The organism is Bradyrhizobium sp. SRS-191 (assembly GCF_024586915.1).
In the GTDB taxonomy this organism is placed as follows: domain Bacteria; phylum Pseudomonadota; class Alphaproteobacteria; order Rhizobiales; family Xanthobacteraceae; genus Bradyrhizobium.
The window spans coordinates 38,389-61,766 of the sequence record NZ_JANBVS010000027.1 but is presented as its reverse complement, the minus strand read 5'-3'; the positions used below and the strand labels follow the sequence as shown (position 1 = coordinate 61,766).

Annotated in this window: 16 protein-coding genes; 12 read left to right on the top strand and 4 right to left on the bottom strand. The window is 65.5% G+C overall.

Annotated features, from left to right (window positions below; translation table 11 throughout):
• The first annotated feature begins 145 nt into the window (after positions 1-145).
• Positions 146-2,368, top strand: a complete 2,223-nt coding sequence (locus NLR35_RS31680) for a glycosyltransferase family 41 protein (RefSeq protein WP_257170472.1) — start codon at positions 146-148, stop codon at positions 2,366-2,368.
• Between the two features lie 66 nt (positions 2,369-2,434).
• Entirely contained in the window at positions 2,435-4,654 is a 2,220-nt protein-coding gene (locus tag NLR35_RS31675; RefSeq protein ID WP_257170471.1) for a tetratricopeptide repeat protein, read from the top strand.
• 1 nt (position 4,655) lies between these two features.
• Here NLR35_RS31675 and NLR35_RS31670 read toward each other — a convergent pair whose 3' ends face one another.
• Positions 4,656-5,369, bottom strand: a complete 714-nt coding sequence (locus NLR35_RS31670; protein WP_257170470.1) for a thioredoxin family protein — start codon at positions 5,367-5,369, stop codon at positions 4,656-4,658.
• A 343-nt stretch (positions 5,370-5,712) separates the two neighbouring features.
• Between NLR35_RS31670 and NLR35_RS31665 the strand changes: the two genes are divergently transcribed.
• The 3 genes from NLR35_RS31665 (at position 5,713) to NLR35_RS31655 (ending at position 11,723) form a co-directional block, all read left to right on the top strand.
• Positions 5,713-6,720 carry a Gfo/Idh/MocA family protein gene (locus NLR35_RS31665; RefSeq protein ID WP_257170469.1) on the top strand — a complete coding sequence of 336 codons (1,008 nt, stop codon included), beginning with the start codon at positions 5,713-5,715 and terminating at the stop codon, positions 6,718-6,720.
• A gap of 51 nt (positions 6,721-6,771) precedes the next feature.
• On the top strand, positions 6,772-7,923 hold the full coding sequence (locus NLR35_RS31660) for a DegT/DnrJ/EryC1/StrS aminotransferase family protein (RefSeq protein ID WP_257170468.1): 1,152 nt from the start codon (positions 6,772-6,774) through the stop codon (positions 7,921-7,923).
• Positions 7,924-9,293: 1,370 nt separating this feature from the next.
• Positions 9,294-11,723: an NF038122 family metalloprotease gene (locus tag NLR35_RS31655; protein ID WP_257170467.1), complete on the top strand. Its 2,430-nt coding sequence runs from the start codon at positions 9,294-9,296 to the stop codon at positions 11,721-11,723.
• A gap of 239 nt (positions 11,724-11,962) precedes the next feature.
• Here the strand turns inward: NLR35_RS31655 and NLR35_RS31650 are convergent, their stop codons facing one another.
• Positions 11,963-12,334 carry a helix-turn-helix domain-containing protein gene (locus NLR35_RS31650; protein WP_257170466.1) on the bottom strand — a complete coding sequence of 124 codons (372 nt, stop codon included), beginning with the start codon at positions 12,332-12,334 and terminating at the stop codon, positions 11,963-11,965.
• Between the two features lie 9 nt (positions 12,335-12,343).
• Positions 12,344-12,592, bottom strand: coding sequence for a type II toxin-antitoxin system RelE/ParE family toxin (locus tag NLR35_RS31645; protein ID WP_257170465.1), 249 nt, complete (start codon positions 12,590-12,592; stop codon positions 12,344-12,346).
• A 204-nt stretch (positions 12,593-12,796) separates the two neighbouring features.
• Here NLR35_RS31645 and murJ point away from each other — a divergent pair, with 204 nt between their 5' ends.
• The 7 genes from murJ to NLR35_RS31610 all read left to right on the top strand — a co-directional run bounded on the left by murJ (position 12,797) and on the right by NLR35_RS31610 (position 22,187).
• On the top strand, positions 12,797-14,326 hold the full coding sequence (gene murJ / locus NLR35_RS31640) for a murein biosynthesis integral membrane protein MurJ (RefSeq protein WP_257170464.1): 1,530 nt from the start codon (positions 12,797-12,799) through the stop codon (positions 14,324-14,326).
• 116 nt (positions 14,327-14,442) lie between these two features.
• Positions 14,443-14,826: a DUF2946 family protein gene (locus NLR35_RS31635; protein ID WP_257170463.1), complete on the top strand. Its 384-nt coding sequence runs from the start codon at positions 14,443-14,445 to the stop codon at positions 14,824-14,826.
• A gap of 41 nt (positions 14,827-14,867) precedes the next feature.
• Positions 14,868-17,042: a TonB-dependent receptor gene (locus tag NLR35_RS31630; RefSeq protein WP_257170462.1), complete on the top strand. Its 2,175-nt coding sequence runs from the start codon at positions 14,868-14,870 to the stop codon at positions 17,040-17,042.
• An 11-nt stretch (positions 17,043-17,053) separates the two neighbouring features.
• A complete protein-coding gene (locus NLR35_RS31625) occupies positions 17,054-18,058 on the top strand; it encodes a DUF1775 domain-containing protein (protein ID WP_257170461.1) in 1,005 nt (334 codons plus the stop codon).
• Positions 18,059-18,248: 190 nt separating this feature from the next.
• Positions 18,249-20,558, top strand: coding sequence for a xanthine dehydrogenase family protein molybdopterin-binding subunit (locus tag NLR35_RS31620; protein ID WP_257170460.1), 2,310 nt, complete (start codon positions 18,249-18,251; stop codon positions 20,556-20,558).
• 129 nt (positions 20,559-20,687) lie between these two features.
• The gene (locus tag NLR35_RS31615) at positions 20,688-21,137 is read left to right on the top strand and encodes a cytochrome c (RefSeq protein WP_257170459.1); all 450 of its coding nucleotides are present in this window, start codon (positions 20,688-20,690) and stop codon (positions 21,135-21,137) included.
• 129 nt (positions 21,138-21,266) lie between these two features.
• Complete coding sequence (locus tag NLR35_RS31610; protein ID WP_257170458.1) at positions 21,267-22,187, top strand: cytochrome c; 921 nt, start codon at positions 21,267-21,269, stop codon at positions 22,185-22,187.
• 19 nt (positions 22,188-22,206) lie between these two features.
• Here NLR35_RS31610 and NLR35_RS31605 read toward each other — a convergent pair whose 3' ends face one another.
• Entirely contained in the window at positions 22,207-23,367 is a 1,161-nt protein-coding gene (locus NLR35_RS31605; RefSeq protein ID WP_257170457.1) for an ABC transporter substrate-binding protein, read from the bottom strand.
• Positions 23,368-23,378 lie beyond the last annotated feature (11 nt).

Genomic DNA, 23,378 nt, shown 5'->3' with positions numbered 1-23,378 from the left:
TCCCGCGAATCAAGCGCCCTGTGTTAGTCTCGCGCGCGGTATTCGCAGGCGGGCCGTCCACCGGCTCGCTTGTTTGTTCGGGCGGAGCCACCGGCCGAATCAGTTGCGTCTGTTTACCCCGGCTCATCTGATCTGGAGACAATCCTTGGCTGGCAATGTCGGCTCGCGTGCGTTTCAGAACGCCCGACTCGAGAAGAAGAACCGCAAGCAGGCCGAGCCGTTGCTGGCGGCCGCGTCGGCTGCGTATCACGCCCGGCGGCCGGCCGAGGTGCGCTCGCTCTGTGCCCAGGTCCTGGCGCTGCTGCCGGACCACGCCGGCGCTTTGCGGCTGCTCGGCATGGTTGCCCTCGATTCCGGTGCCCTGAGCGAGGCCGCGGCGGCACTGACGCGCGCGGTGGAGATCGATCCGCGCGATGTCGATGCCCACGCCAATCTCGGCATCGTGCTGTCCAATCTGGGACGTCATGCCGAGGCGCGCAGGCACCAGGAACGTGCCGTGGCGCTGGTCCCGAACTTCGCTGCGGGCTGGAACAGCCTCGGCAGCACGCTCCTTCGCCTGCAGGAGCCGGAGCCGGCGCTCGCCGCCTATGATCGCGCGGTCGCCCTGAAGCCGGACTACGCGGACGCGCATTGCAATCGCGGCATGGCGCTGCTGCTCGCCGACCGCAGCGCCGAGGCGCTGCAGAGCTTCGATCGCGCGCTGGCGCTCAATCCACGTCACGTGCAGGCGCTGCATGGCAAGGGTCTCGTCGGCCTGAAGCTCCGCCATTTCGACGAGGCGCTCGCGGCATTGAATGCGGCGCTCGCGATCAGGCCGGATGCGGCAAGCGTTCTTGCCGAGCGCGGCCAGGTGCATCTGCAGGCCGGCCGGTTCGATCAGGCCAAGGCGGATTTCGACGCGGCGCTGGCGCGCGAGCCCAATCTCGAAGCCGCACTGCTCGGCAGGGCTCATCTCGGCGTGCACCAGAACGATGTCGCGCCGGCCATGGCGGCCTGCCGCAAGGTGCTCGAACAGAACCCGGCGTCCGAGGCCGCCTGGACCTGGCTCGGCGGCTGCTATGCCAAGCAGGGGGACATCGAGGCGGCCCTGCAGCACTTCGACCACGCGCTCGCGCTCAAGCCCGATTATCGGGATGCGATCGCTGCGAAGATATTTACTCTCGACTTCCTGCCCGACGCTGATTTCGCCCGGCAACAGGCGGTCCGACGCGAATGGTGGGAGCGGATCGGGACGCAGCTTCCACGCGCTGCGCTGGCCCCGCGTAACAGGGATCCGGAACGGCGGCTGGTCATCGGCTATGTCTCGGCGGATTTCCGCAATCACTCGGCGGCTTTCACCGTGCTGCCGGTGCTGCGCCATCATGATCACGCTCAGTTCGAGGTGATCTGCTATTCCTGCTCGGCGCGCCAGGACGAGGTCACGGCGCGCTGCCGGGCGGCGGCCGACGGCTGGGTCGAGGCCTGGCAGATGTCGGATGATGACCTGGCCGCGCGGATCCAGGCGGACGGCGTCGACATCCTCGTCGATCTCTCCGGCCATTCCTCCGGCAACCGGCTCACCCTGTTCGCCCGCAAGCCCGCGCCGATCCAGGTCACGGCGTGGGGCCACGGCACCGGAACTGGATTGCCGACGATCGACTACTTCTTCGCCGATCCGGTGACCGTGCCGGCCGACATGCGCCCGCTGTTCGCCGAGCAGGTCTACGATCTGCCCGCGGTGATCACGACGGATCCGCTCCCGGTGACGCCGTCCACCGAGCTGCCGATGCTGCGCACCGGCTACGTCACCTTCGGTGTGTTCAACCGGATCGACAAGATCTCCGATGCGGCGCTGTCGGTGTGGGGGCGGCTGATGGCGCAACTGCCGGAGGCACGCATCGTCGTCAAGAATTCCGCGATCGATGACGGCTTCCTCCGCGATGGCCTCGTCGCGCGCTTCGTCGCCCATGGCATCGCGGCGGAGCGCGTCATCTGCTTCGGCTCGACCACGCGCGAGCAGCACGTCGCGCAATTCGCCCATGTCGACATCTCGCTCGATCCGTTCCCGCAGAATGGCGGCGTCAGCACCTGGGAGTCGCTACAGGCGGGCGTGCCCGTGCTTGCGAAGCTCGGCTGCAGCACGGCCTCGCGCGCGGCTGCCGCGATCAACACCGCGCTCGGACTTGACGACTGGGTGGCCGCGGACGACGACGGCTATGTCGCGATCGCGCTGAAGCATGTCGCGGAGCCGGGCAGGCTGTCCCGGCTCAGAGCCGAGCTGCCGGCGAGGGTTGCAGGTTCTGCCGCCGGCAATGTCGAGACCTACACGCGCAAGGTCGAGGAAGCCTACCGGCTGTTCTGGCGGCGCTACTGCGCCAGCCCGGGTTGAGTGCGTCCGAGGCTGCGAGTCACAGCCCCCGGTGAATGTCGTGCGAAATCTTGGTGGAGCCTCTCGGTGGCAAGCGATGTCGGGTCCCGTGCCTTTCAGAATGCGCGGTTGCAGAAGAAGCATCGCAAGCAGGCCGATGAGCTGATGCCGCGTGCCGTCGCGGCCTATCGCGCCGGACGTCCGGCCGATGCGCAGGCGATCTGCGGCCAGATCCTGGCGCTGTTGCCGGAGCATTTCGATGCCCTGCATCTGCTCGGCGTCGTGGCGCTCGACAGCGGCCAGATCGAGCTCGCCGAGCAGGCCCTGACCAAGGCGGTCGAGATCGAGCCGCGCCACGCCGAGGCGCTGTCCAATCTTGGTCTCGCGCTGTTCAATCGCAAACGCTACGAGGAGGCGCGCAAGTGCCAGGAGCGGGCGATCGCGCTGAAGCCCAATCTCGTGGTCGTGCTCACCGGCCTCGGCAACACGCTGATGCGCCTTGGCCTGCCGGCGGAGGCGATCGCGGCGCATGACAGGGCGATCGCGCTGAAGCCGGACTACGCCGACGCCTATTGCAATCGCGGCATGGCGCTGCTGACGCTCAATCGCAATGCTGAGGCCGATCACAGTTTTGATCGCGCCTTGTCGCTCAATCCGCGCCACATGGAGGCGATGTTCGGCAAGGGGCTTGCCTGCATCAATCTGCGCCATTCCAACGCCGCGCTCGCGGCCTTCGACGCCGCGCTCGCGATCAGGCCGGGAGCCGCGCAGGTGCGGGCGCAGCGCGGCCGGCTGCACCAGCAGGCCGGCCGGTTCGATCCGGCGATGGCGGATTTCCAGGCGGCGCTTGCCATCGATCCGCGTCACGAGCCGGCGCTGCTCGGATTTGCCCAGCTCAGCGTCGTCAAGGACAACATCGCGCCGGCGATGGATGCGTGCCGCAAGGTGCTGGAGCAGAATCCTCACTCGGAGGTCGCCTGGACCTGGCTCGGCGAATGCTTCTGCAAACAGGGCGATCTGGCCACGGGGCTGCAGCACTTCGAGCGCGCGCTCGAGATCAAGCCTGACTTCGGCGACGCGATCACCGCCAAGATCTTCCTGCTCGACTTCATGCCCGACACCGACTTCGCCCAGCACCAGGCGGTCCGGCGCGAATGGTGGACGAGAATCGGCGCCCAGATCGCGCGGCGGCCGACGCCGGTGCGCGACCGTGATCCGGAGCGGCGGCTCACCGTGGGCTATGTCTCGTCCGACTTCCGGACGCATTCGGCGGCGCTGGTGTTCCTGCCGGTGCTGCGCCATCATGATCACGGGGCGTTCAAGGTGATCTGCTATTCCTGCTCGCCGCTGCAGGACATGATGACGGCGCAGTGCCGCGCGGCGGCTGACGTCTGGGTCGATGCCTCGCAGATGTCCGACGAGGAGTTGACTGATCGCATCGCGGCCGATGAGGTTGACATCCTGGTCGATCTCTCCGGCCATTCCGCCGGCAACCGCCTGCCGGTGTTCGCCCGCAAGCCGGCGCCGGTCCAGGTCACGGCTTGGGGCAGCGGCACCGGCACCGGCGTGCCGACGATGGACTACTTCTTCGCCGACCCCGTCACGGTGCCGGAGGCCGTGCGCCCTCTGTTCGCCGAGCAGGTCTACGACCTGCCGGCTGTGATCACCACCGATCCGCTGCAGGGATGGCTGCCGACGCCGCTGCCGATGCTGCGCAATGATTACGTCACCTTCGGCGTGTTCAACCGCATCGACAAGATCTCCGAGCCCGCGCTCGCATTGTGGGCGCGGCTGATGGCGGAGCTGCCGGACTCGCGGATCGTCATCAAGAACGGCGCGCTCGATGATTCCCTGGTGCGCAACGCGCTGCTGGCCCGCTTCGTCGCGCATGGCATCCCCCAGGAGCGGATCACCTGCCTCGGCCTGTCGACGCGCGATCAGCACATCGCTGAGTTCGCCGCGATCGACATGTCGCTCGACCCGTTCCCGCAGAATGGCGGCGTCAGCACCTGGGAGTCGCTGCAGGCCGGCGTGCCCGTGATCTGCAAGCTCGGCCACAGCGCGGCGGGCCGTGCGGCAGCCGCCATCAACACCGCGGTCGGGCTGTCCGATTGGGTCGCTGAGGATGACGGCCGCTACATCGCAATCGCCTTGAACCATGCGCGCAACCCGGCCGCATTGGCGAAGCTGCGGGCGGAGCTCCCCGTCATGGTGGCCAACTCCGCCGCCGGCAATGTCGAGACCTACACGCGCAAGGTCGAGGAGGGCTACCGCCTGTTCTGGCGCCGCCATTGCGCGTCCGGCTGAGCTACAGCCGCGCGGCACCGACGATGCGTCCGTCGGCGGCCTCGAGCAGCACGGCCGCATCCTCGCCCTCCGGCATCGGCTCATTGAGCCGCAGCGCCGTGCCGTTCCAATCGCCCAGCGCGCGCACCGAGCGCACGACGTTCAGCTCCTCCAGCGTCCGGCCGCCATTCTCGCCGCGGCGGATGGCCGTCTCATGCTGGTGGTCGAAGCCGACGAGCAGGACGCGCCCGCGCCCTTCGCCGCCGCCGACCTCGACCGTGAGCTTGTCGCCATTGCGCGCGAGCCGGATGGCGGCAGCCGTGGTTCGCGCGCTTTTGGCCCGATCGATCGCCGGCCCCACCTCGGCCCTGTTGGAGCCGACATGGCTGGTGAGGCCGTCGACGACGATTTCGGGCGTGTAGGAGCCGTCACCGAAGCGGCTGCCATAGCGGGCCTGGCGATCGGTCGCGGCGGGCAGCGAGAACGGGTCCTTCCAGCCGAGACGGTCCCAGTAGGTCACATGAAACGCGAGCGGCAGCACATCGCGTCCCTGGCGGACGAATTCATTCAAATAGGCATTTGCAGGCGGGCAGGAGGAGCAGCCCTGCGAGGTGAACAGCTCGATCACGACAGGCCGCTTCACATCAGCCGCGGCCGAGGGCGACCAGGGCGCAAACGAGGCGAGCAGAATGGCGAAGTGAGACGCGTGGCGTAGCGAGGCGTGGGGCAAGGACATGGCGTTCTCCCGCGAGGTGACACGACCTCCTTCGCAAGCCCGATCCATCTCGTTACCTCCGCGAGCTGCCCACACGCAGGCGTGATGTCGGTCGACGAGTCTGTTCACCGCCTGTCGCGATGCGTGAGAAGGCGCGCGGCACACGCGAGGACGACCTCGCAGGTCCTTCAAAACGCTCCGTTTTTCGTTCGCCTCCAATGTAACTTTCTGAATCAAATCGTGTCCTGAAAAAGGTTTCCGCGTTCGCCTCGCCTGAAGTGACATGCTAGGAGAGCTTCGACCGGCTGATTTGCAGTTCATTAACTGTTATGGCCAAACCGTGACATCGATGGGGTCGAGCGACATGAGTTCGAAGGGGGCGGGCCACAAGGCCGAGCTGAGGCAGGCGCTGCGCGTCGGCGTGATCGGAGCCGGCGTGATGGGCAGCAATCATGCCCGCGTGCTGGCCGGACTGCCGGACGTGCACCTCGTCGGCGTGGTCGATCCGCTGCCGGCGCATCGCAGCCGCGTCACCGAACTTGCGAACTGCCCGACCTTCGAGAGCCTCGATCAGCTCGCCGCCGAGGGCGTCGACGCCGTGACGATCGCGGCACCCACCCATCTGCATCACGAGCTCGCGCTCGCCTGCATCGCGCGCAAGGTGCATCTGCTCGTCGAGAAGCCGATCGCCTCCACGGTGGAGGAGGGCAAGGAGATCGTCGCGGCCGCGCATCGCGCCGGCGTCACCCTGATGATCGGCCATGTCGAGCGCTTCAATCCGGCCGTGGCCGCGATCAAGAAGGCGATCGCCGGCGAGGACCTTCTGTCGATCGCGATCACCCGCGTCGGCCCGTTCCCGCCGCGCATGTCCAATGTCGGTGTGGTCATCGATCTCGCCGTGCACGACATCGACCTGATCCGCTGGTTCACCGAGTCCGACATCATCGAGGTGCAGCCGCAGCTGTCGAGCGCGGTGGCCGAGCGCGAGGACATCGCGCTGTTGCAGTTCCGCACCGCCTCCGGCGTGCTCGCCCACATCAACACCAACTGGCTGACGCCGTTCAAGGCGCGCAACGTCACGGTGGCGACGCGCGGCAAGTACATCATGGGCGACCTGCTCACCCGCCAGGTCACCGAATGCTTCGGCTTCAAGCCTGACGGCAGCTACTCGATGCGCCATCTCCCCGTCGGCCACGACGAGCCGCTGCGCGCCGAGCTGATCGCGTTCCTGCACGCGGTGCGCTCGGGCACGTCGCCCGCCGTCACCGGCGACGAGGGCGTCGCGAGTCTCGCGATCGCCACGCAGTGCCTGGAGACCTCCAGCCATCGCCCGGCCGAGGCCGCCACCAAGCGCCGCGCCGCTGCCGGCTAGTCGCATCCCTGCTTTCCCCCATTCCCGTCTTTCGAAAAGTCGTCAGAGCTCATGAACCAGCATTTGCGTCGTCAGCCCATTCCGTTCATCGACACCGCCGCGCAGCGCCAGCGGCTCGGCAAGTCCCTCGATGAGGCCGTCGCCCGCGTGCTCGCGCACTGTCAGTTTCTCGGTGGTCCCGAGGTCATCCAGCTCGAGAAGGAGCTGGCCGAGTTCTGCGGCGCCAAATATGCAGTGAGCTGCTCCAGCGGCACCGACGCACTGCTGATGGTGCTGATGGCGCAGGGCATCGGCCCGGGCGACGCCTTGCTGTGCCCGTCCTTCACCTTCTGCGCGACCGGCGAGTCGGTCGCGCTGACCGGCGCCACGCCCGTCTTCGTCGACGTGCTGGAGGACACCTTCAACATCGATCCGGCCTCGCTCCGCCGCGGCATCGCCACCGCGAAGCGGCTCGGCCTGAAGCCGAAGGCGGTGATTCCGGTCGATCTGTTCGGTCAGGCCGCGGACCATGATGCGGTCGCCGCGATCGCTGCGGACGAGGGGATGTTCGTACTCGACGACGCAGCCCAAGGCTTTGGCGCCAGCTACAAGGGCCGTCGCATCGGCACCTTCGGGCTCGCGACCGCCACCAGCTTCTATCCGGCCAAGCCGCTCGGGTGCTTCGGCGACGGCGGCGCCATCCTCACCGACGATGCCGGCTTGGTCGAGCGCCTGCGCAGCGTGCGCGCCCATGGCGGCGGCAGCGACAAATACGACAACGTCCGCCTCGGCCTGACCGCGCGGCTCGACACCATTCAGGCCGCGGTTCTGATCGAGAAGCTCAGGATCTTCGAGGACGAGATTCGTGCGCGCAACGAGGTGGCGGAGCGCTACACCGCGGCGCTGGCCGACATCGTCAAGGTGCCGCGCCTCGTCGAGGGCTGCACCTCGGTCTGGGCGCAATACACCATCCGCCTGCCGCGCGGCGTCGACCGCGACACCTTCGCCGCCGCGCTGAAGGCGCAGGGCATCCCGACCGCGATCTACTATCCGAAGTCGATGCACCAGCAGACGGCGTATCGCATCTTCCCAAGCGCCGATGGCGGCCTGCCGGTGAGCGAGCAGCTCTCGGCGGATGTCATCAGCCTGCCGATGCACGCGTATCTGGATGAAGCGACGCAGGCCCGCATCATCGAGGTGGTGCGCGGCGCGCTGGCGGCGTAAGGCTCTACGCATTGCTCGGCTGATTGCTCACTCGGCCGCTCGTCTCGCTCGCGCTGTGACGAAGGCGTAGCTATACGTGATCGCCCCGCTGCGCGCCCCAACTAACAGTGTCGTCCCGGCGAACGCCGGGACCCATACCTCCAGGGAGCGAATTGAGGCACGCTGGTCATTGGCCTTTTGCCCAATACGTCCGCCGCAGCGTATGGATCCCGGATCGGCGCCACGCTACGCTTCGCGCGTCGTGGCTTGTCCGGGACGACAGCGGTGGGTGTGCTTGCGACAGTCCGTAGGTGGGCAAAGGCTCGCACACCCGCGTGCTTGTTTCGCTGATCCATCGCGCGCCGTGCCCACCATTGCCACCGCCGATGCGGATGCACGGTGGGCACGCGACCGCCCTGCGGGCGGCTGCTTTGCCCACCCTACGGCAGCGTGGATCTCTTTCCGATTTACATTTCAAACAGCAAACGACATGGGAACGCGTTCTCGCGGCATGTGACGCCCGAGGTCTGCGATCAGTCCACCCTCGCCAACAGTGCAGAGGGCGCAGGGAATGCCGGGTGAAGGCCTCACCCATGGCCCGCCTGCGGAAGAAATGCAGGCGGCAGGTACCACAGGTTCAGCCGACATTCCGGCATTCCCTGCGCGATGGGTTTACGGCTGCTCCGCGATCTCCCCGGTGCACCGGCTTGTTGGCCACCGTATCGCGACAATGCGCTTGCGCGCATTGCGCGGACCTCAGCTTCGGGAGGCCAGGACCACGCGACTTGACCGTCCGTGACAGCCCGTTCGTCCGCACGCCACGAGGACATGCTGCGAGCTCTCCCGGCCATCGCATCCCCGCCTCGCGTGTCGTGACGATCGCGCGCAACGCCCCTTCTGCATGAGGCGGGATGGCGAGAGATAATCACTTGTTCTGCAAAATAGCAAGATGATTATTTTTATCGGAATTAAGACCACGTCCGCCCGCTTGCTACGGGCTTGCGTCATCCCGGGGAACGCCGGGGGAACGCCGGGACCTATACCGCGTGGGGGCCCATGGTCCCGAATCAGCGCCCGCCGCCGCTTCGCGCCGGCAGGCTCGTCCGCGGTGACAGCGGTGGGGCCGTTCTCGCGTGCCTTGTCGGCGAGGACGATCGGCATCAGCTGAACGCCCATTTCAAAATGCAAAGTTGCGTCTTGATTTTGCAGGCGCATCGTGACCATGCAGCCATTGGCTCGCGTGAAAGTTGTGTGACAGGCCGAAGAAACAAAGGAAAATAATGGCTTACTTGAGGACACAATTCCCCGGTACAACCAAGGGGCATCATTTACAAAACCAGATCCGCTCACGATAGTCGCTGCCCGGCAGAAGCCAGACCTTAGGCACACGAATGAATCTCGTCCTCCAATACGAAAGTTCCGCCCTCGCGGCTCCTCAGAGCTTCAGGGACGCTATGCAGACCGCGGCCAACATTCTGGATGCGGAAGTCCTCGACAACATCACAGTCACGCTTCTTGTCGGGTACGGCGATTGGAACAACGGGGCGGTGAAAACCAAAACGGGCCAAGCGCTCGGCGGATCCTTGAACGACCTTTTCGTTTATTATCCGGATCTGAGGTCGGCGCTCGCAGCCCACGAGACCTCGTCGCTCGATCAGTCGGTCGTGAACGCACTGCCGAACACATCGACCATCGATAATAGCTATGCTTTTGGCGTAAGCCCCGCGGTTGCGAAAGCCTTGGGTCTGATGTCGCCAACGACCTCCGAGATCGACGGAGCCGTCGGCTTTGACCCGTCGATTCCGACCAATCTGCTGGTCGGCGCCGCTCTGCACGAGTTCACCCATGCGATGGGACGGGAGCCCGTTTCCGGCGTATCCGGTGTCGGCGCCGCAAGGGCCGCAGGCACATTTGATTTCGTACGTTACACGAGTGCGGGCAACCACCTGTACACGACCGGCGACACGGCGGTCCCGGCCTATTTCTCGGTCGACGGCGGCACCACGAAGCTGGCCGATTTCGGTCAGACCTCCGATCCAAGCGATTTTCTGAATAGCGGCGTGCAGGGGGCGAACGATCCCTTCAACGAGTTTGGCAATACGAAGACAATCCAGTCGCTCACAACGGTCGACAGGCAAGTGCTCGATGCCATCGGCTTCAACACGACGCCCGCTATCCTTCAGACCGATGGATCCACCAGCCTTGCTCAAGGTGGCAACCACTACCTGCTGATCAATGGCAACACCGGGCTCGAGTTCGGGCTCATGTACGGCGGCGGTCTGGTGACTGCGGGTCAGTTCGGCAGCATCAGTCCGATCGGTGCCGTTCAGACCGCGAACGGCTACGACGTGGCCTGGAAGATTCCCGGCACCAACCAGTTCACGTTCTGGTCGACGGATGTCAACGGCAACTACAACTCGAACCTTTCGGGCTTGGTGTCGGGCAACAGTTTCGCAGCCGAGCAGTTCGAGACCGTCTTCGGCCAGGACCTGAACGGCGACGGCACAGTCGGCGTCACGTCATCGCTGATCCAGACCGCGGGATCAACCAGCCTGCTGGCCATCGCGGACAATTACTATATCTACACAAATGGTTCGGGGCCCGAGCTGAAATACGGCGGTGCTCCGGTGGTTGCCGGCGAGTTCGGCAACATCAATCCCGTTGGGGCGATCGCGACCTCCAACGGCTATGAGATCGTCTGGCAGATTCCCGGCACCACGCAGTTCACATTCTGGACGGTCGACACGAACGGCAACTACGCCGGAAACATCACGGGCCTGGTGCACGGGACCGACTTCCTGGTCGAGTCGGCGGAATCTGCGTTCGGCCGGGACCTGAATGGCGATGGCAGCATTGGTGTCACGGCGTCGGTCATTCAGACCAATGTCACGACAAGCCTGCTGGCGATCGCCGACAACTACTACATGTACATCAACGGATCAGGGCCCGAGTTGAAATATTCCGGCGCTCCCGTGGTCGTCGGCGAGTTCGGCAGTATTGCGCCAGTTGGAGCGATTCAGACCGCGACCGGGTACGACATTGCCTGGAAGATCCCGGGCACCAGCGAGTTCACGTTCTGGTCGACGGACAGCAACGGCAACTATACCGGCAATTTGACGGGCCTCGTGTCCGGGACGAGCGCCGCCGCCGAACAATTCGAGACGATCTTCCACCAGGACCTCAACGGCGACGGCGTGATCGGCGTGCCGAGCAGTTCTGGCGTCGCAAGCTCGGCGACCTTCACGCTTGTTGCAGCGACATCGGCGGACGTGACGATCGAAGGAACGACTCCGGTTACGCCGTCTGCGTTGAGCGCTGTTATCGTCGCAAGCGGCAACGCGGGGGCCGATCAGATCGAGCTTCACGGCGTCGATTTCAGCAAGGCTCACGCCACCTTCGACAATGCCTCCGGGACGCTTTCCGTGACCGACGGCTCAATCACGGCGTCTCTCCATATCCTCGGCCAGTACTCGCAGGACAGCTTCCATTTCGCGAGTGACGGCAACGGCGGGACGCTGATCTCTGTCGCGCCATCTCCAGGGCAGGGAGCCGCAAGTCAGGTCGCCAACTCGACCGCGCACGACACGTTCGTGTTCGCCCCGAATTTTGGTCAGGTCATCCTCGCGAACTTTGCGCCCGCGACGGATACTCTTCAATTCAGCAAGACCGTATTTTCGGACGTCACCGCGCTGCTGGCGGCAACGCATGATGATGCATCCGGCAACGCCGTGGTGACGGACGCCGCGCACGATACGATCACGCTGCAGCATGTCACGACCGCGCAGTTGCTCGCGCACCAGAGCGACTTTTATTTTGCATAGATGTCGGGCGCATCTCGCCACGCTCGCGCTTCTCATCATTGCCGCAAGCCCTGTGCGCGTGGAGACCACACCCGTGCAATGCACGCTCGTCGTCGATGGGACGTCCTATATCGACGGTGTCTGCGAATTCACGCGTGACAACCACGAGGGCTCGTTCTCGATCTACGGCGAGCAATATTGGGCGATGGTCGATGTTGGACGCGGTTATTGCGCTCCGCTCATCGACTTTCCATATCGGTCTAAATCAAATCATCGACCGTGATGCGCAGCACGTCGGCGATCTTCTTCAACGTCGCTGCGGTGCCGGGCTTCTGGCCGCTTTCGATCTCGGATAAAAATGCCTGGGAAATGCCCGCGGCATCGGCAAGCGCTGCTTGCGTCAGATCCCGTTTCTTGCGCCAGAAGGCGAGGGGAGTCTTTGCGGCCAGGAGTTCGTCGGCCTCGGCCGAGGTCAGCATCTCCTCCTCGCCGCTCTCGATCTCACGGAGCACGCGCCGCGCCGACAGACTGTCGCGGAGGTCTTCGAGTTCCTCGATCATGCGGTCGTAGTCGGCCTCCGGAACGATCACGATCCCGTCGCCATTGGGAGCTTTGGTTCTGACGTGGGTCATTGGGCTCTCTCAGCTATAGACGTCGCCGCGCGGGCCGACGTTGAGGACGTTGATCGTGTCGGTTGTCTCGGTGAACACGACCCTGAAATCTCCTACGCGCAGGCGCAGCGCATCGACACCAGTCAGCTGTTTCACATTGTTCGCTTGGGTTGTGGGATCGTGGGCGTATTGCTCGATCTTCTCCCGGATCAACGCAGCGCGGTTCGCGTGCTGGCGCAAAGCGCGAAGTGCTTTTCTGCTGTAGATCACAGCCTTCATGTCCGATAATCGCACTTTGCGATAAATGCGTCAATCGCAAACGGCGATGCCCTTGCGGCGGCCTCGCTTAGGCCACCGGGATTTCAGCATCAGCCGTCGGCACCCGTCGTTGTGACGGATTTGACCACGTTCTCTTCGTTTTTGAACGCTGCGGTTCGGCACACACTGCTTCAACATGGGCTCTTCATGCTCTAGAAGCCCCCCATGCTCGGACGTATCTTCACCGTCGGCGGCTATACGCTGCTGTCGCGACTCACCGGTTTTGCCCGTGACATCATGCTGGCGGCGATTCTTGGCGCCGGGCCGATCGCCGATGCGTTCTTCATTGCGTTCCGGCTGCCGAACCATTTCCGGGCGATCTTTGCGGAAGGCGCGTTCAACGCGGCCTTTGTTCCCGCCTACGCGCATGTGCATGGCGAGAAGGGCCCGGCCTCCGCGAGCCTGTTTGCGGACCGCATCTTCACGCTGCTGTTGGCCTCGCAGGTCGTTCTGCTGATTCTGGCCTGGGTGTTCATGCCGCAGGCGATGACGATCCTGGCGCCGGGCTTCACAGATGATCCGGCGCAGCGCGAGATGGCGATCACGCTGACGCGGATCACCTTTCCGTATCTGCTGCTGATCACGCTGGTGACGCTGTACGGTGGCATGCTCAACGTGATGCAGCGCTTCGCGAGCGCCGCGGCGGCCTCGATCTTCCTCAATCTCGCGATGATGGTGACGCTCGCGCTCGCGGCGTTCTTTCCGAACGCCGGACATGCCGCGGCGTGGGGCGTGCTGATCTCCGGCTTCCTGCAATATGTCCTGCTCGCCGGTGATCTCGCGCGTCACGGCGGCCTGCCGCGGTTTGCGCCGCTCAAGCTCGACGACGACATCCGCGCCTTCTTCAAGGCGCTGGGGCCCGCGACGTTGGGATCGATGGGCACCCAGGTCGCGATGTTCGCCGACACGATCATCGCGACGTTTCTCCCCGCGGGTGCGATCTCGGCGCTGTATTATGCCGACCGTCTCAATCAGCTGCCGATCGGCGTGATCGGCATCGCCATCGGCACCGTACTGCTGCCGGAGATGTCGCGGCGGCTGACGGCAGGCGACCACCAGGGCGCGATGGAGCAGCAGCGTCGGGCCTTCGAGTTCACCTTGCTGTTCTCGGTGCCGTTCGTCGCCGCCTTCCTTGCCGTGCCCGACGTCATCACGCGGGCGATGTTCGCGCGCGGCGCCTTCACCAAGGGTGATGCGGCGGCCGCCGGCGCGACGCTCGCGGCCTACGCCGTCGGGCTCATTCCGTTCGTGATGATCCGCAGCGCCGTCTCGACCTTCTACGCCCGCAAGGACACGGCGACACCGGTGAAGGCCTCGCTGACCGGGCTGGCCGTGAACGTCGTGCTGAAGGTGCTGCTGATGGGCTCGCTGGCGCAGGTCGGCCTCGCGCTGGCCACCGCCGTCGGCGCCTGGATCAATCTGCTGCTGGTGCTCGGCTTCGCCGTGCACAAGCGCTACCTCGTCGTCGATCGCCGTCTCACATTGTCATTGTTGAAGTTCGCCGCGACCGGCGTGCTGCTCGCTGCGGCACTCTGGCTGACGGTTTTCGTGGTTTCGCCGCATTTCGCCGCGCTCGGCCGCTTGCGGGACGAGGCGATGCTGGGCCTGCTGATCATGATCGGCGCGGTGATCTATGCGGCGGCCATTCTCGGGCTGTTCGGCCTGCGCTGGCTCAAGGCGCTCGTGCGCCGCTGAGGCCGGCGCGTTGCATGAGACGCGACTGCGCGAACTGATGAGATCATGCGTGCGCGTCTGTTATGCCTTGCGCCACCAGGGCACCGCGAATATTGTCGCGCGCGGGGAGATCATTCGTGGCGCGACGGCGGCAAACTGCAAACTGGGCGCGGAGGGCGGTCGGCATTCTGGCCGCCTATCTGATCGCGTTGCAGATGGTGCTCGCTGGCGCAATGTCGGCGCAGATGGCGGCCGCAGCCGCCAACGATCTCGGCGTGATCTGCACCGACGCTGATGGCACCGTCCACGGCACCAGCGCGCCGGACTCCGCCGTTCTGCACAAGGACTTCTGCGCGGTCTGCGCCTTCTCCGCCCATGCCGCGCCGGTGCCGACACCGGTCGTCGCCATGCTCGTGCGCAGCGCCGGCGAACTGCGGCTTGCGAGCTTCGCCGCCTGGGCTGCGCGCGATTCCCGCCTCCGTGAACCCCGTCTGTCGCAAGGACCTCCCGCGTACGCCTGATCGAAGTTTGTCGTCAGCTTTCGTTCGTCCAGAGGTTCATCATGTCCCGTTCCGTAACCGCGCTTTGCGCGGCGACGTGCCTTGTCACGTTGTCGTCTCCCTGTTTCTCCCAAGCCCGCGCTCCAAGCAATCTGCCGACGGTCACCGTCGATCCGGCCAGGCCCGCAGCGGCGCGTCCGGCGAGGCCCGCCGGCAACGATCAGTCCGCGCGGAGGGCGCGCGCTGCCCGATCAACAGCCGCACCGCAGACGGCCGCCACGGCCCCTGTCGGTCCGGCCCCGAGCCGGACCGCGCCGAACACGCAAACGGCGACCCAGCGCATCCAGCAGACGCCGGGCGCCGTTGCCGTCGTGCCGGACACCGCGTTCAAGAACGGCTCGGCACAGACCATCAAGGACATGCTCGACTACGTGCCCGGCGTGTTCGCGCAGCCGAAATGGGGCGACGACACCAGGCTGTCGATTCGCGGCTCCGGCCTGTCGCGCAACTTCCATCTGCGCGGCACCCAGCTCTATCTCGACGGCATTCCGATCAACACCGCCGACGGCTATGGCGATTTCCAGGAGATCGATCCGACCGCCTACCGCTATGTCGAAGTCTACAAGGGCGCCAATGCGCTGCGCTATGGCGCCAACTCGCTGGGGGGCGCCGTCAACTTCGTCACGCCGACCGGCCGCGATGCCTCCGCGTTCGAGAGCCGGCTGGATGGCGGCGCCTTCGGCTTCCTGCGCGGCCAGGCCTCGACCGGCGGCGCTTACGGCGCGGCCGATTACTTCGTGACCGGCTCGGCGTCGCGCGTCGACGGCTATCGCGATCACAGCTGGGGACAGTCCGAGCGCGGCAGCGCCAATCTCGGCTACCAGGTCTCGCCTGACTTCGAGACCCGCTTCTATCTCAACGCCAATACGGTGCGGCAGCGCATCCCCGGCGAGGTCAGCAAGACCAGCGCGCTCAACTCGCCGCAGGCCGCGGCGGCCAACAACGTGCTGAACGACTGGCAGCGCAACATCGACACGGTGCGAATCGCCAACAAGTCGACGCTTCATCTCGACAACACCGATGTCGAGTTCGGCGTGTTCGCGGTCGACCGCCATCTGATGCATCCGATCTTCCAGTGGCTCGACTATCGCTATCACGACTATGGCGGCTTCGTGCGCGCCGTCGACGATCGCGAGCTCGGCGGCCATCGCAACCGCTTCACCGTCGGGCTCAACATCCAGAACGGCACGACGGACGCGAACCAGTTCGTCAACACCGGCGGCAACAAGGGCATGCAGATGTCCTCGCTGACGCAGAATCCGGAGAACTACACGCTCTATGCCGAGAATGCCTGGTACGCGGTGCCGAGCGTCTCGCTGATCGCCGGCGCGCAGTTTCTGCACGCGGTGCGCAGCCAGCAGGTCAATTTCACGCTCAACGGCGACGCGGCCGGCACCGCCACCTATGATCTCGCCAGCCCGAAGGTGGGCGTGCTCTGGGACGTCGATCCGGCCTGGCAGGTGTTCGCCAACATCTCGCGCAGCGGCGAGGCGCCGAGCTTCGGCGAAGGCAGGGGCGCGCTCGTCCGCTTCTACGACATCAAGGCGCAGACCGCGACGACCTACGAGATCGGCACCCGCGGCCGGCGGCCTGATGTCACCTGGGACTTCGCGCTCTACCACGCCGACATCCGCAACGAGCTGCAATGCTTCTACTCGTCGTTCGGCAATTGCAACGTCACCAATGCCGACAAGACCATGCACCAGGGCGTCGAGGCGGGCCTCGGCTTGAGCCTGCTGAAGGGGCTCGCGGTGAAGAGCGATGCGCCCGACCGCGTCTGGCTGAATGTCGCCTATACCTATAACGACTTCCGCTACAGCAACGATGCGACCTGGGGCAACAACCGCCTGCCTGGCGCGCCGCCGCACTTTTTGCGCGCGGAGCTGCTGTACAAGCATCCGGCGGGCTTTGCCGTCGGTCCCAACGTCGAGTGGGTGCCGCAATCCTATTTCGTCGACAGCGCCAATACGCTCAGCACGGACTCCTATCTGCTGTGGGGCCTGAAGGCGACCTATGACGACGGCCGGAATTTCTCCGCCTATCTCGAAGGCCGCAATCTCGCCAACAAGGCCTATATCGCGACCACCAGCATCATCGATCGGGCAACGCCGACCTCGACCTTGTTCAATCCCGGCAACGGCCGCGGCGTCTATGCCGGCCTTCGTTACAAGCTGTGAGGAACTGCATCATGCACGCTCACACCACCCAGATCACTCAAAGGACTGCGCTCGTGAAATCGATCCTGATCGGCCTCGCCGCTCTCTCCGCCGCCGTCGTCAGTGTCCCGGCGCAGGCCCACGTCGTGCTCGACAAAGCGGAGGCGCGCATCGGCAAGACCTTCAAGTCCGTGCTCGCCGTGCCGCATGGCTGCGAGGGCGCAGCGACCGTGCGTCTGACGGTACAGGTTCCCGAAGGCTTGATCGCGGTCAAGCCGATGCCGAAGCCGGGCTGGAGCATCGACGTCAAGAAGGGCGCTTACGCGCGGGTCTACAATTTCTTTCATGGCGCCCAGCTCAGCGAAGGCGTCAAGGAGATCAGCTGGAGCGGCCGTCTGGAGGACGGCTTCTACGACGAGTTCACCTTGACGGGATTCGTCGCCGACACGTTCAAGCCGGGCGATGTCCTGTCCATTCCCGTGGTCCAGGACTGTGAGAAGGGCACGGCGAAATGGGTCGAGATCGCGGCTCCCGGCCAGGATCCGCATGCGCTGAAATATCCCGCGCCGCTGCTGCGGCTGACGTCCGCCGAAGCGCCGCCGCGCGGTGTCGCGAAGGGCGACATCATTGTGTCATCAGGCTGGAGCCGCGCCACGCCCGGCGGCGCCAAGGTCGGTGCCGGCTATGTCACGGTCTCCAATACGGGGCGCGAGCCGGATCGGCTGGTGTCAGCCAGCGCTGATATCGCCGAGACGGTCGAGATCCATGAGATGTCGACCCGCGACGGCGTCATGGTGATGCGGCCGATCGAGGAGGGGCTTGCGCTGCCGCCGGGACAGACGGTCACGCTGACATCCGGCGGCATGCATCTGATGCTCACCGGCCTAAAGGCGCCGCTGGTCGAAGGCAAGTCGGTGGTGGTGACCTTGCAGTTCGAGCGCGCCGGCAAGATGGCCGTGCTGCTCGACGTGCTTGGCGTCGGCGCGCAGGCGCCTGGGCAGCAGGACGCCGCCAAGGCAGAGCACGCGCATCATTGACGGCGGACGAGGGCGGCTCGGCGGATGCGGGCTCCGAGCGGCCTGATTGCAGCGCAGCATGGTCCGATGCAGCGCTGGCCGAGAGTTGACCGGTCGTGTTCCCCTGCGGCGGAGTTGCCGTTTGCGCGAGGCCTCGTTCCGCTGCAATATGGCGCCAACATCGCCAAAACGAAGCGGGACGAGAAACCAGATGGCAGCTCCAATCAAGTTCGGTATGGGACAAAGCGTTCTCCGGAAAGAGGATGACGCGCTGATTCGCGGCAAGGGCCGCTATACCGACGATCTCGCGCCATCGGCCGCCCTGCATGCGCTGGTGCTGCGCTCGCCGCAGGCGCATGCCAAGTTCACCATCGATGTCGCCCAGGCGCGGCTGCTGCCGGGCGTGGCGTTGATTCTGACCGCCGAGGACACCGCGGAACTCGGTGGTCTTCCGTGCCTGTTCAACCTCGAGACCGATCCGTTCACCGCGCCGCCCTATCCGATCCTCGCCAAGGACGAGGTGCGTCATGTCGGCGACGCCGTGGCGTTCGTCGTTGCCGACACGCTCGATCATGCGCGCGACGCGCTCGAGGCAATCAAGGTCGAATGGACGACGCTGCCGGCCGTCACCGGCGTCGTCAATGCGATCAAGCCGGGCGCGCCGCAGGTGTGGTCCGATCACAAGGACAACGTGCTGTTCGACGTGTCGATCGGCGACAAGTCTGCGACCGAGGCGGCGTTTGCGAAAGCGCATGCGGTCGCCGAGATCCGCATCGTCAATCCGCGTGTGGTCGCGAGCTTCATGGAGACGCGCGCCGCGGTCTGCGAATACGACACCAAGCGCGATCATCTGACGTTGACGGCGGGCAGCCAGGGCAGCCACCGCCTGCGCGACATCCTCTGCCAGAACGTCCTGAAGATCCCGACCGACAAGATGCGGGTGATCTGCCCCGATGTCGGCGGCGGCTTCGGCACCAAACTGTTTCCGTACCGGGAATACGCGCTGGTCGCGGTCGCCGCGCAGCGGCTGCGCAAGTCGGTGCGCTGGGCCGCCGACCGCTCCGAGCATTTCATGGGCGATGCGCAGGGCCGCGACAACGTCACGACAGCGCGGATGGCGCTCGCCGAGGACGGCAAGTTCCTCGCGATGGATGTCGATCTGATGGGCGACATGGGCGCCTATCTCTCGACCTTTGCGCCCTATATCCCGCATGGCGGCGCCGGCATGCTGCCGGGCCTCTACGACATCCAGGCCTTCCACTGCCGGGTCCGCACGATCTTCACCCACACCGTGCCGGTCGATGCGTATCGCGGCGCCGGCCGTCCCGAGGCGGCCTATGTGGTCGAGCGTCTGGTCGATGCCTGCGCGCGCAAGCTCGACATGTCGGTCGATGCGATCAGGCGCAAGAACTTCATCCCGCCGCGCGCGCTGCCCTACAAGACCGCGACCGGCAAGGTCTATGATTCCGGCGACTTCAACGCGCATCTCAAGCGCGCGATGGAGATCGCCGAGTGGAAGGATTTTTCCAAGCGCGCCAAGGCGGCCAAGAAGAACGGGCTGGTCCGCGGCATCGGCCTTGCGAGCTATGTCGAGGTCTGCGGCACGATGGGCGAGGAGACCGCCCATGTGAAGCTCGATCCCAACGGCGACGTCACGATCCTGATCGGCACGCAGTCGAGCGGGCAGGGCCATCAGACGGCTTACGCGCAGATCGTCGCCGAGCAGTTCGGCCTGCCGCCGGAGCGCGTCCATATCCACCAGGGCGACACGGCGCAGGTTCCGACGGGCCTCGGCACCGGCGGCTCGGCCTCGATCCCGTCGGGCGGCGTCAGCGTGCAGCGCGCCACCCATGAGCTCGGCGACAAGCTCAAGCAGATCGCGGCCGAAGCCCTCGAAGCGGGCTTGGGCGATCTCGAGATCGCCGACGGCGTGATCCGCGTCGCCGGCACCGACCGCGCGATCAGCTTCGCCGATCTTGCCAAGCGGCCGGGCGTCGATCCCGCCAAGCTCAACGGCAGCGCCACCTTTGCCAGCGCCGACGGCACCTATCCGAACGGCACGCACGTCGCGGAGATCGAGCTCGATCCGGCGACCGGCATCATCAGAATCGTCAACTACGTGATCGTCGACGATTTCGGCGTGACGCTGAATCCGCTGCTGCTCGCCGGCCAGGTGCATGGCGGCGCGGTGCAGGGCATCGGCCAGGCGCTGATGGAGCAGGTGGTCTACAGCAACTCCGATGCTCAGTTGGTGACGGGAAGCTACATGGACTACGCGTTGCCGCGCGCGGCCGATGCGCCGACCTTCACCTTCGAGACCCACAACGTGCCCTGCAAGACCAACCCGATGGGCGTGAAGGGCGCGGGCGAGGCGGGCGCGATCGGCTCCTGTCCGGCCATTGTCAACGCCATCGTCGAAGCACTTTGGCGTGAGTACAAAATTGATCACATCGACATGCCGGCGACGCCGGAGCGCGTCTGGATCGCGATCCGGGAGCAGCACCGCCGTCACAGTCTCTGAGTACCTTATCCCCGAACTCTCCGAGAACCGCCTCAATTCCGGAATAACCCGCCGGGACAGGGGTTGACCAACCAGGCGCGACCCGTCCAGGTGGGCTGGACGCGATTGTGACAACAAAGGAGCGAATTGATGAAGCGGACTGTCGTGGTAGCAGCAGCGTTGCTGCTAGGGGCCGGCGCCGTGATGGCACAGGACAATCTGGTCAAGCAGAGCCAGGACACCATGAAGGCGAACGCAAAGAACCTCGGCGGTGTCCTGATCGCCATGGTCAAGGGCGAGAAGCCGTATGACCAGGCCGCCGTCAATGCTGCTCTGGCACAGCTCGACGAGACCGCCAAGAAGCTGCCGACGATGTATCCGGCGAGCATGAAGGGCGCGAAGTTCGAGGGCGACTACAGCGCCTCGCCGAAGATCTGGGAAGATCAGGCCGGCTTCAAGGCCAAGATCGACAGCTTCGCCAAGGTCGTCACCGAGGCCAAGGCCAAGATCAAGGATCTCGACAGCCTGAAGGCGACAGCGCCTGCGATCGGCAAGGAATGCGGCGGCTGCCACGAGACCTTCCGTCTCAAGAACAGCTGATCTGACGCAAGTTTGAGGGGGCGGACGCGGGCTGCGCGTTCGCCCCCTCTTTGTTTGTCCGGCGTCGGCGTCCTATTCTCGTGGGCGCATCTCGATCGCAATCCCTTCCCCCGCAGTGACGGAGCCACCATGCTACGCCGCCTCCTGCTTGCTCTGTGTGTGCTCGGCGTCGCCGGTCTCGCGGTATTCTGGTGGTTGACACAGCCCTCGACGATCACGCTCGCGGCGGCGACGCGTGCGCCCGATCTCGCCAACGGGCAGGAGATGTTCAACATCGGCGGCTGCTCGTCATGCCATGCGGTGCCGAACCAGCAGGACCGGCTGAAGCTCGGGGGCGGCCTGCCGCTGGAATCGCCGTTCGGGACGTTCTATGCGCCCAACATCTCGCCGGATCCGAACGATGGTATCGGGCGCTGGAGCGAGGCCGAATTCGTGAACGCCGTCGTGCGCGGCGTGTCGCCCGGCGGCAGTCACTACTATCCGGCGTTTCCTTATACCTCCTACGCCGCAGCGAAAGTCGACGACGTCAGGGATCTGTTCGCCTACATGAAGACGCTGCCGCCGGTGAGCGGCGCCTCGCGCCCGCACGATCTGCCATTCCCGTTCAACATTCGCCGCACCGTCGGGGTCTGGAAGCTGCTCTTCTTCGACGACAAGCCGTTCGTCGCGGATAGCTCGCGCTCCGCCGACTGGAATCGCGGCGCCTACCTGGTCACCACGTTCGGCCATTGCGCCGAATGCCACAGCCCGCGCAACCCGCTCGGCGGCATCAAGACGGCCCAGCGGCTGGCAGGCGGTCCTGATCCGGAAGGCCATGGCTTCGTGCCGAACATCACCCAGAAGGGGCTCGCGGACTGGAGCGAGAGCGATATCAGCTATTTCCTGGAGACGGGACAGTTGCCGGACGGGGACAGCGCCGGTGGCTCGATGGCGCGGGTGATCCGCAACACCTCGCAGCTGACGGCTGAGGATCGCAAGGCGATGGCGGTCTATCTGAAATCGCTGCCGCCGGTCGAAGGCCCGCCGAAACCCAAAAAACCGGCGAGCTGAGCCGGCGAGCTGATGCGGACTAGATCGGCTTGAAGCTGCCATCGCTCTGGATCACCACCAGCGACACCGGCGGCGGGTTGTCCTTGCGCGCGCTGCCGAAGCTGACGACGAGGCCGCCGATATCGAACTGGCCGACCTCGTTGATGATCCGCAACAGCTCGGCGCGGGTCGGGTTCGGTCCGGTCATCGCCAGAGCACGCGCCACCACGCGGCCAGTGATGTAACCCTCCAGCCCGATGAAGTCGGGCGTCTGGCTCGGATCGAGCGCCTTCATCGCCGCCTGGTAGTCGGCCACCACGCGGCGATCGGTGTCCCACGGGAACGGCACCACTTCGGACACGATGACACCGCGCCCCTCAGAGCCGAGCTCCTTGGCGAGCGCATTGCCGCCGACGAACGACACCGCCGAGAAGGTCGGGTTGAAGCCCGAGCGATGGGCCATCTTGATGAACTCGGCGCATGGCCCGTAGGTGCCGACCAGGATGACGGCTTCCGGCTCGGCGCGCCGGATGACCTTGAGTGCGGCGCCGACGGCGCGGGTGTTGCGCTCGAACGTGCCTTCGGCGGCGAGCTCCAGGCCGCGGCGATCGAGATGGGTCTTCACGCCGGCCAGCACGTCGCGACCGAAGGCGTCGTCCTGATAGAAGATCGCGATGCGGGTGAGACGCAGCTCCTCGGTGAGGTGCTTGATCGTGGCTTCCGCCTCCGCCGCGTAGCTGGCGCGGATGTTGACGATGTTCTGAAATTCGGGAGCGCGCAGGAATTCGGCGCCGGACACCGGGCCGATGAAGGGCACGTCGTTCGAGGCCGCGATCGGCGCGGTCGCCATCGCGGTCGGCGTGCCGACGGCGCCGATCAGCGCGAACACCTTGTCCTCGTAGATCAGCTTGATCGTCTCCACGACCGAGCGGTCGGGATCGTAGCCGTCGTTGCGGCTCGCGAGCTTCAGCCTGCGGCCATAGACGCCGCCCTTGGCATTGAGCTCGCTGAAGGCTGCGAGCAGGCCCTGCCGCGCCGCCTGGCCCAGCGCCGCCGACGGGCCTTCCAGCGCCGCCACCTGACCGAACAGGATCGAGTCGTTGGTGACACCAAGCTCGTCGGCCATTGCCGAGGCGAGCGGAACGCCGCATGCCAGCAGGACGAGAACGATGGAATTTCGGAAACTTGCAAGCCAGCTCATAGCGATCTTCG

What these genes read in the sequence shown, in the direction of transcription:
- NLR35_RS31670 (WP_257170470.1), bottom strand. Translation starts at nt 5,369, where the DNA reads ATGTCCTTGCCCCACGCCTCGCTACGCCACGCGTCTCACTTCGCCATT.
- NLR35_RS31665 (WP_257170469.1), top strand. Translation starts at nt 5,713, where the DNA reads ATGAGTTCGAAGGGGGCGGGCCACAAGGCCGAGCTGAGGCAGGCGCTG.
- NLR35_RS31660 (WP_257170468.1), top strand. Translation starts at nt 6,772, where the DNA reads ATGAACCAGCATTTGCGTCGTCAGCCCATTCCGTTCATCGACACCGCC.
- NLR35_RS31655 (WP_257170467.1), top strand. Translation starts at nt 9,294, where the DNA reads ATGAATCTCGTCCTCCAATACGAAAGTTCCGCCCTCGCGGCTCCTCAG.
- NLR35_RS31650 (WP_257170466.1), bottom strand. Translation starts at nt 12,334, where the DNA reads ATGACCCACGTCAGAACCAAAGCTCCCAATGGCGACGGGATCGTGATC.
- NLR35_RS31645 (WP_257170465.1), bottom strand. Translation starts at nt 12,592, where the DNA reads ATGAAGGCTGTGATCTACAGCAGAAAAGCACTTCGCGCTTTGCGCCAG.
- murJ (WP_257170464.1), top strand. Translation starts at nt 12,797, where the DNA reads ATGCTCGGACGTATCTTCACCGTCGGCGGCTATACGCTGCTGTCGCGA.
- NLR35_RS31630 (WP_257170462.1), top strand. Translation starts at nt 14,868, where the DNA reads ATGTCCCGTTCCGTAACCGCGCTTTGCGCGGCGACGTGCCTTGTCACG.
- NLR35_RS31625 (WP_257170461.1), top strand. Translation starts at nt 17,054, where the DNA reads ATGCACGCTCACACCACCCAGATCACTCAAAGGACTGCGCTCGTGAAA.
- NLR35_RS31620 (WP_257170460.1), top strand. Translation starts at nt 18,249, where the DNA reads ATGGCAGCTCCAATCAAGTTCGGTATGGGACAAAGCGTTCTCCGGAAA.
- NLR35_RS31615 (WP_257170459.1), top strand. Translation starts at nt 20,688, where the DNA reads ATGAAGCGGACTGTCGTGGTAGCAGCAGCGTTGCTGCTAGGGGCCGGC.
- NLR35_RS31610 (WP_257170458.1), top strand. Translation starts at nt 21,267, where the DNA reads ATGCTACGCCGCCTCCTGCTTGCTCTGTGTGTGCTCGGCGTCGCCGGT.
- NLR35_RS31605 (WP_257170457.1), bottom strand. Translation starts at nt 23,367, where the DNA reads ATGAGCTGGCTTGCAAGTTTCCGAAATTCCATCGTTCTCGTCCTGCTG.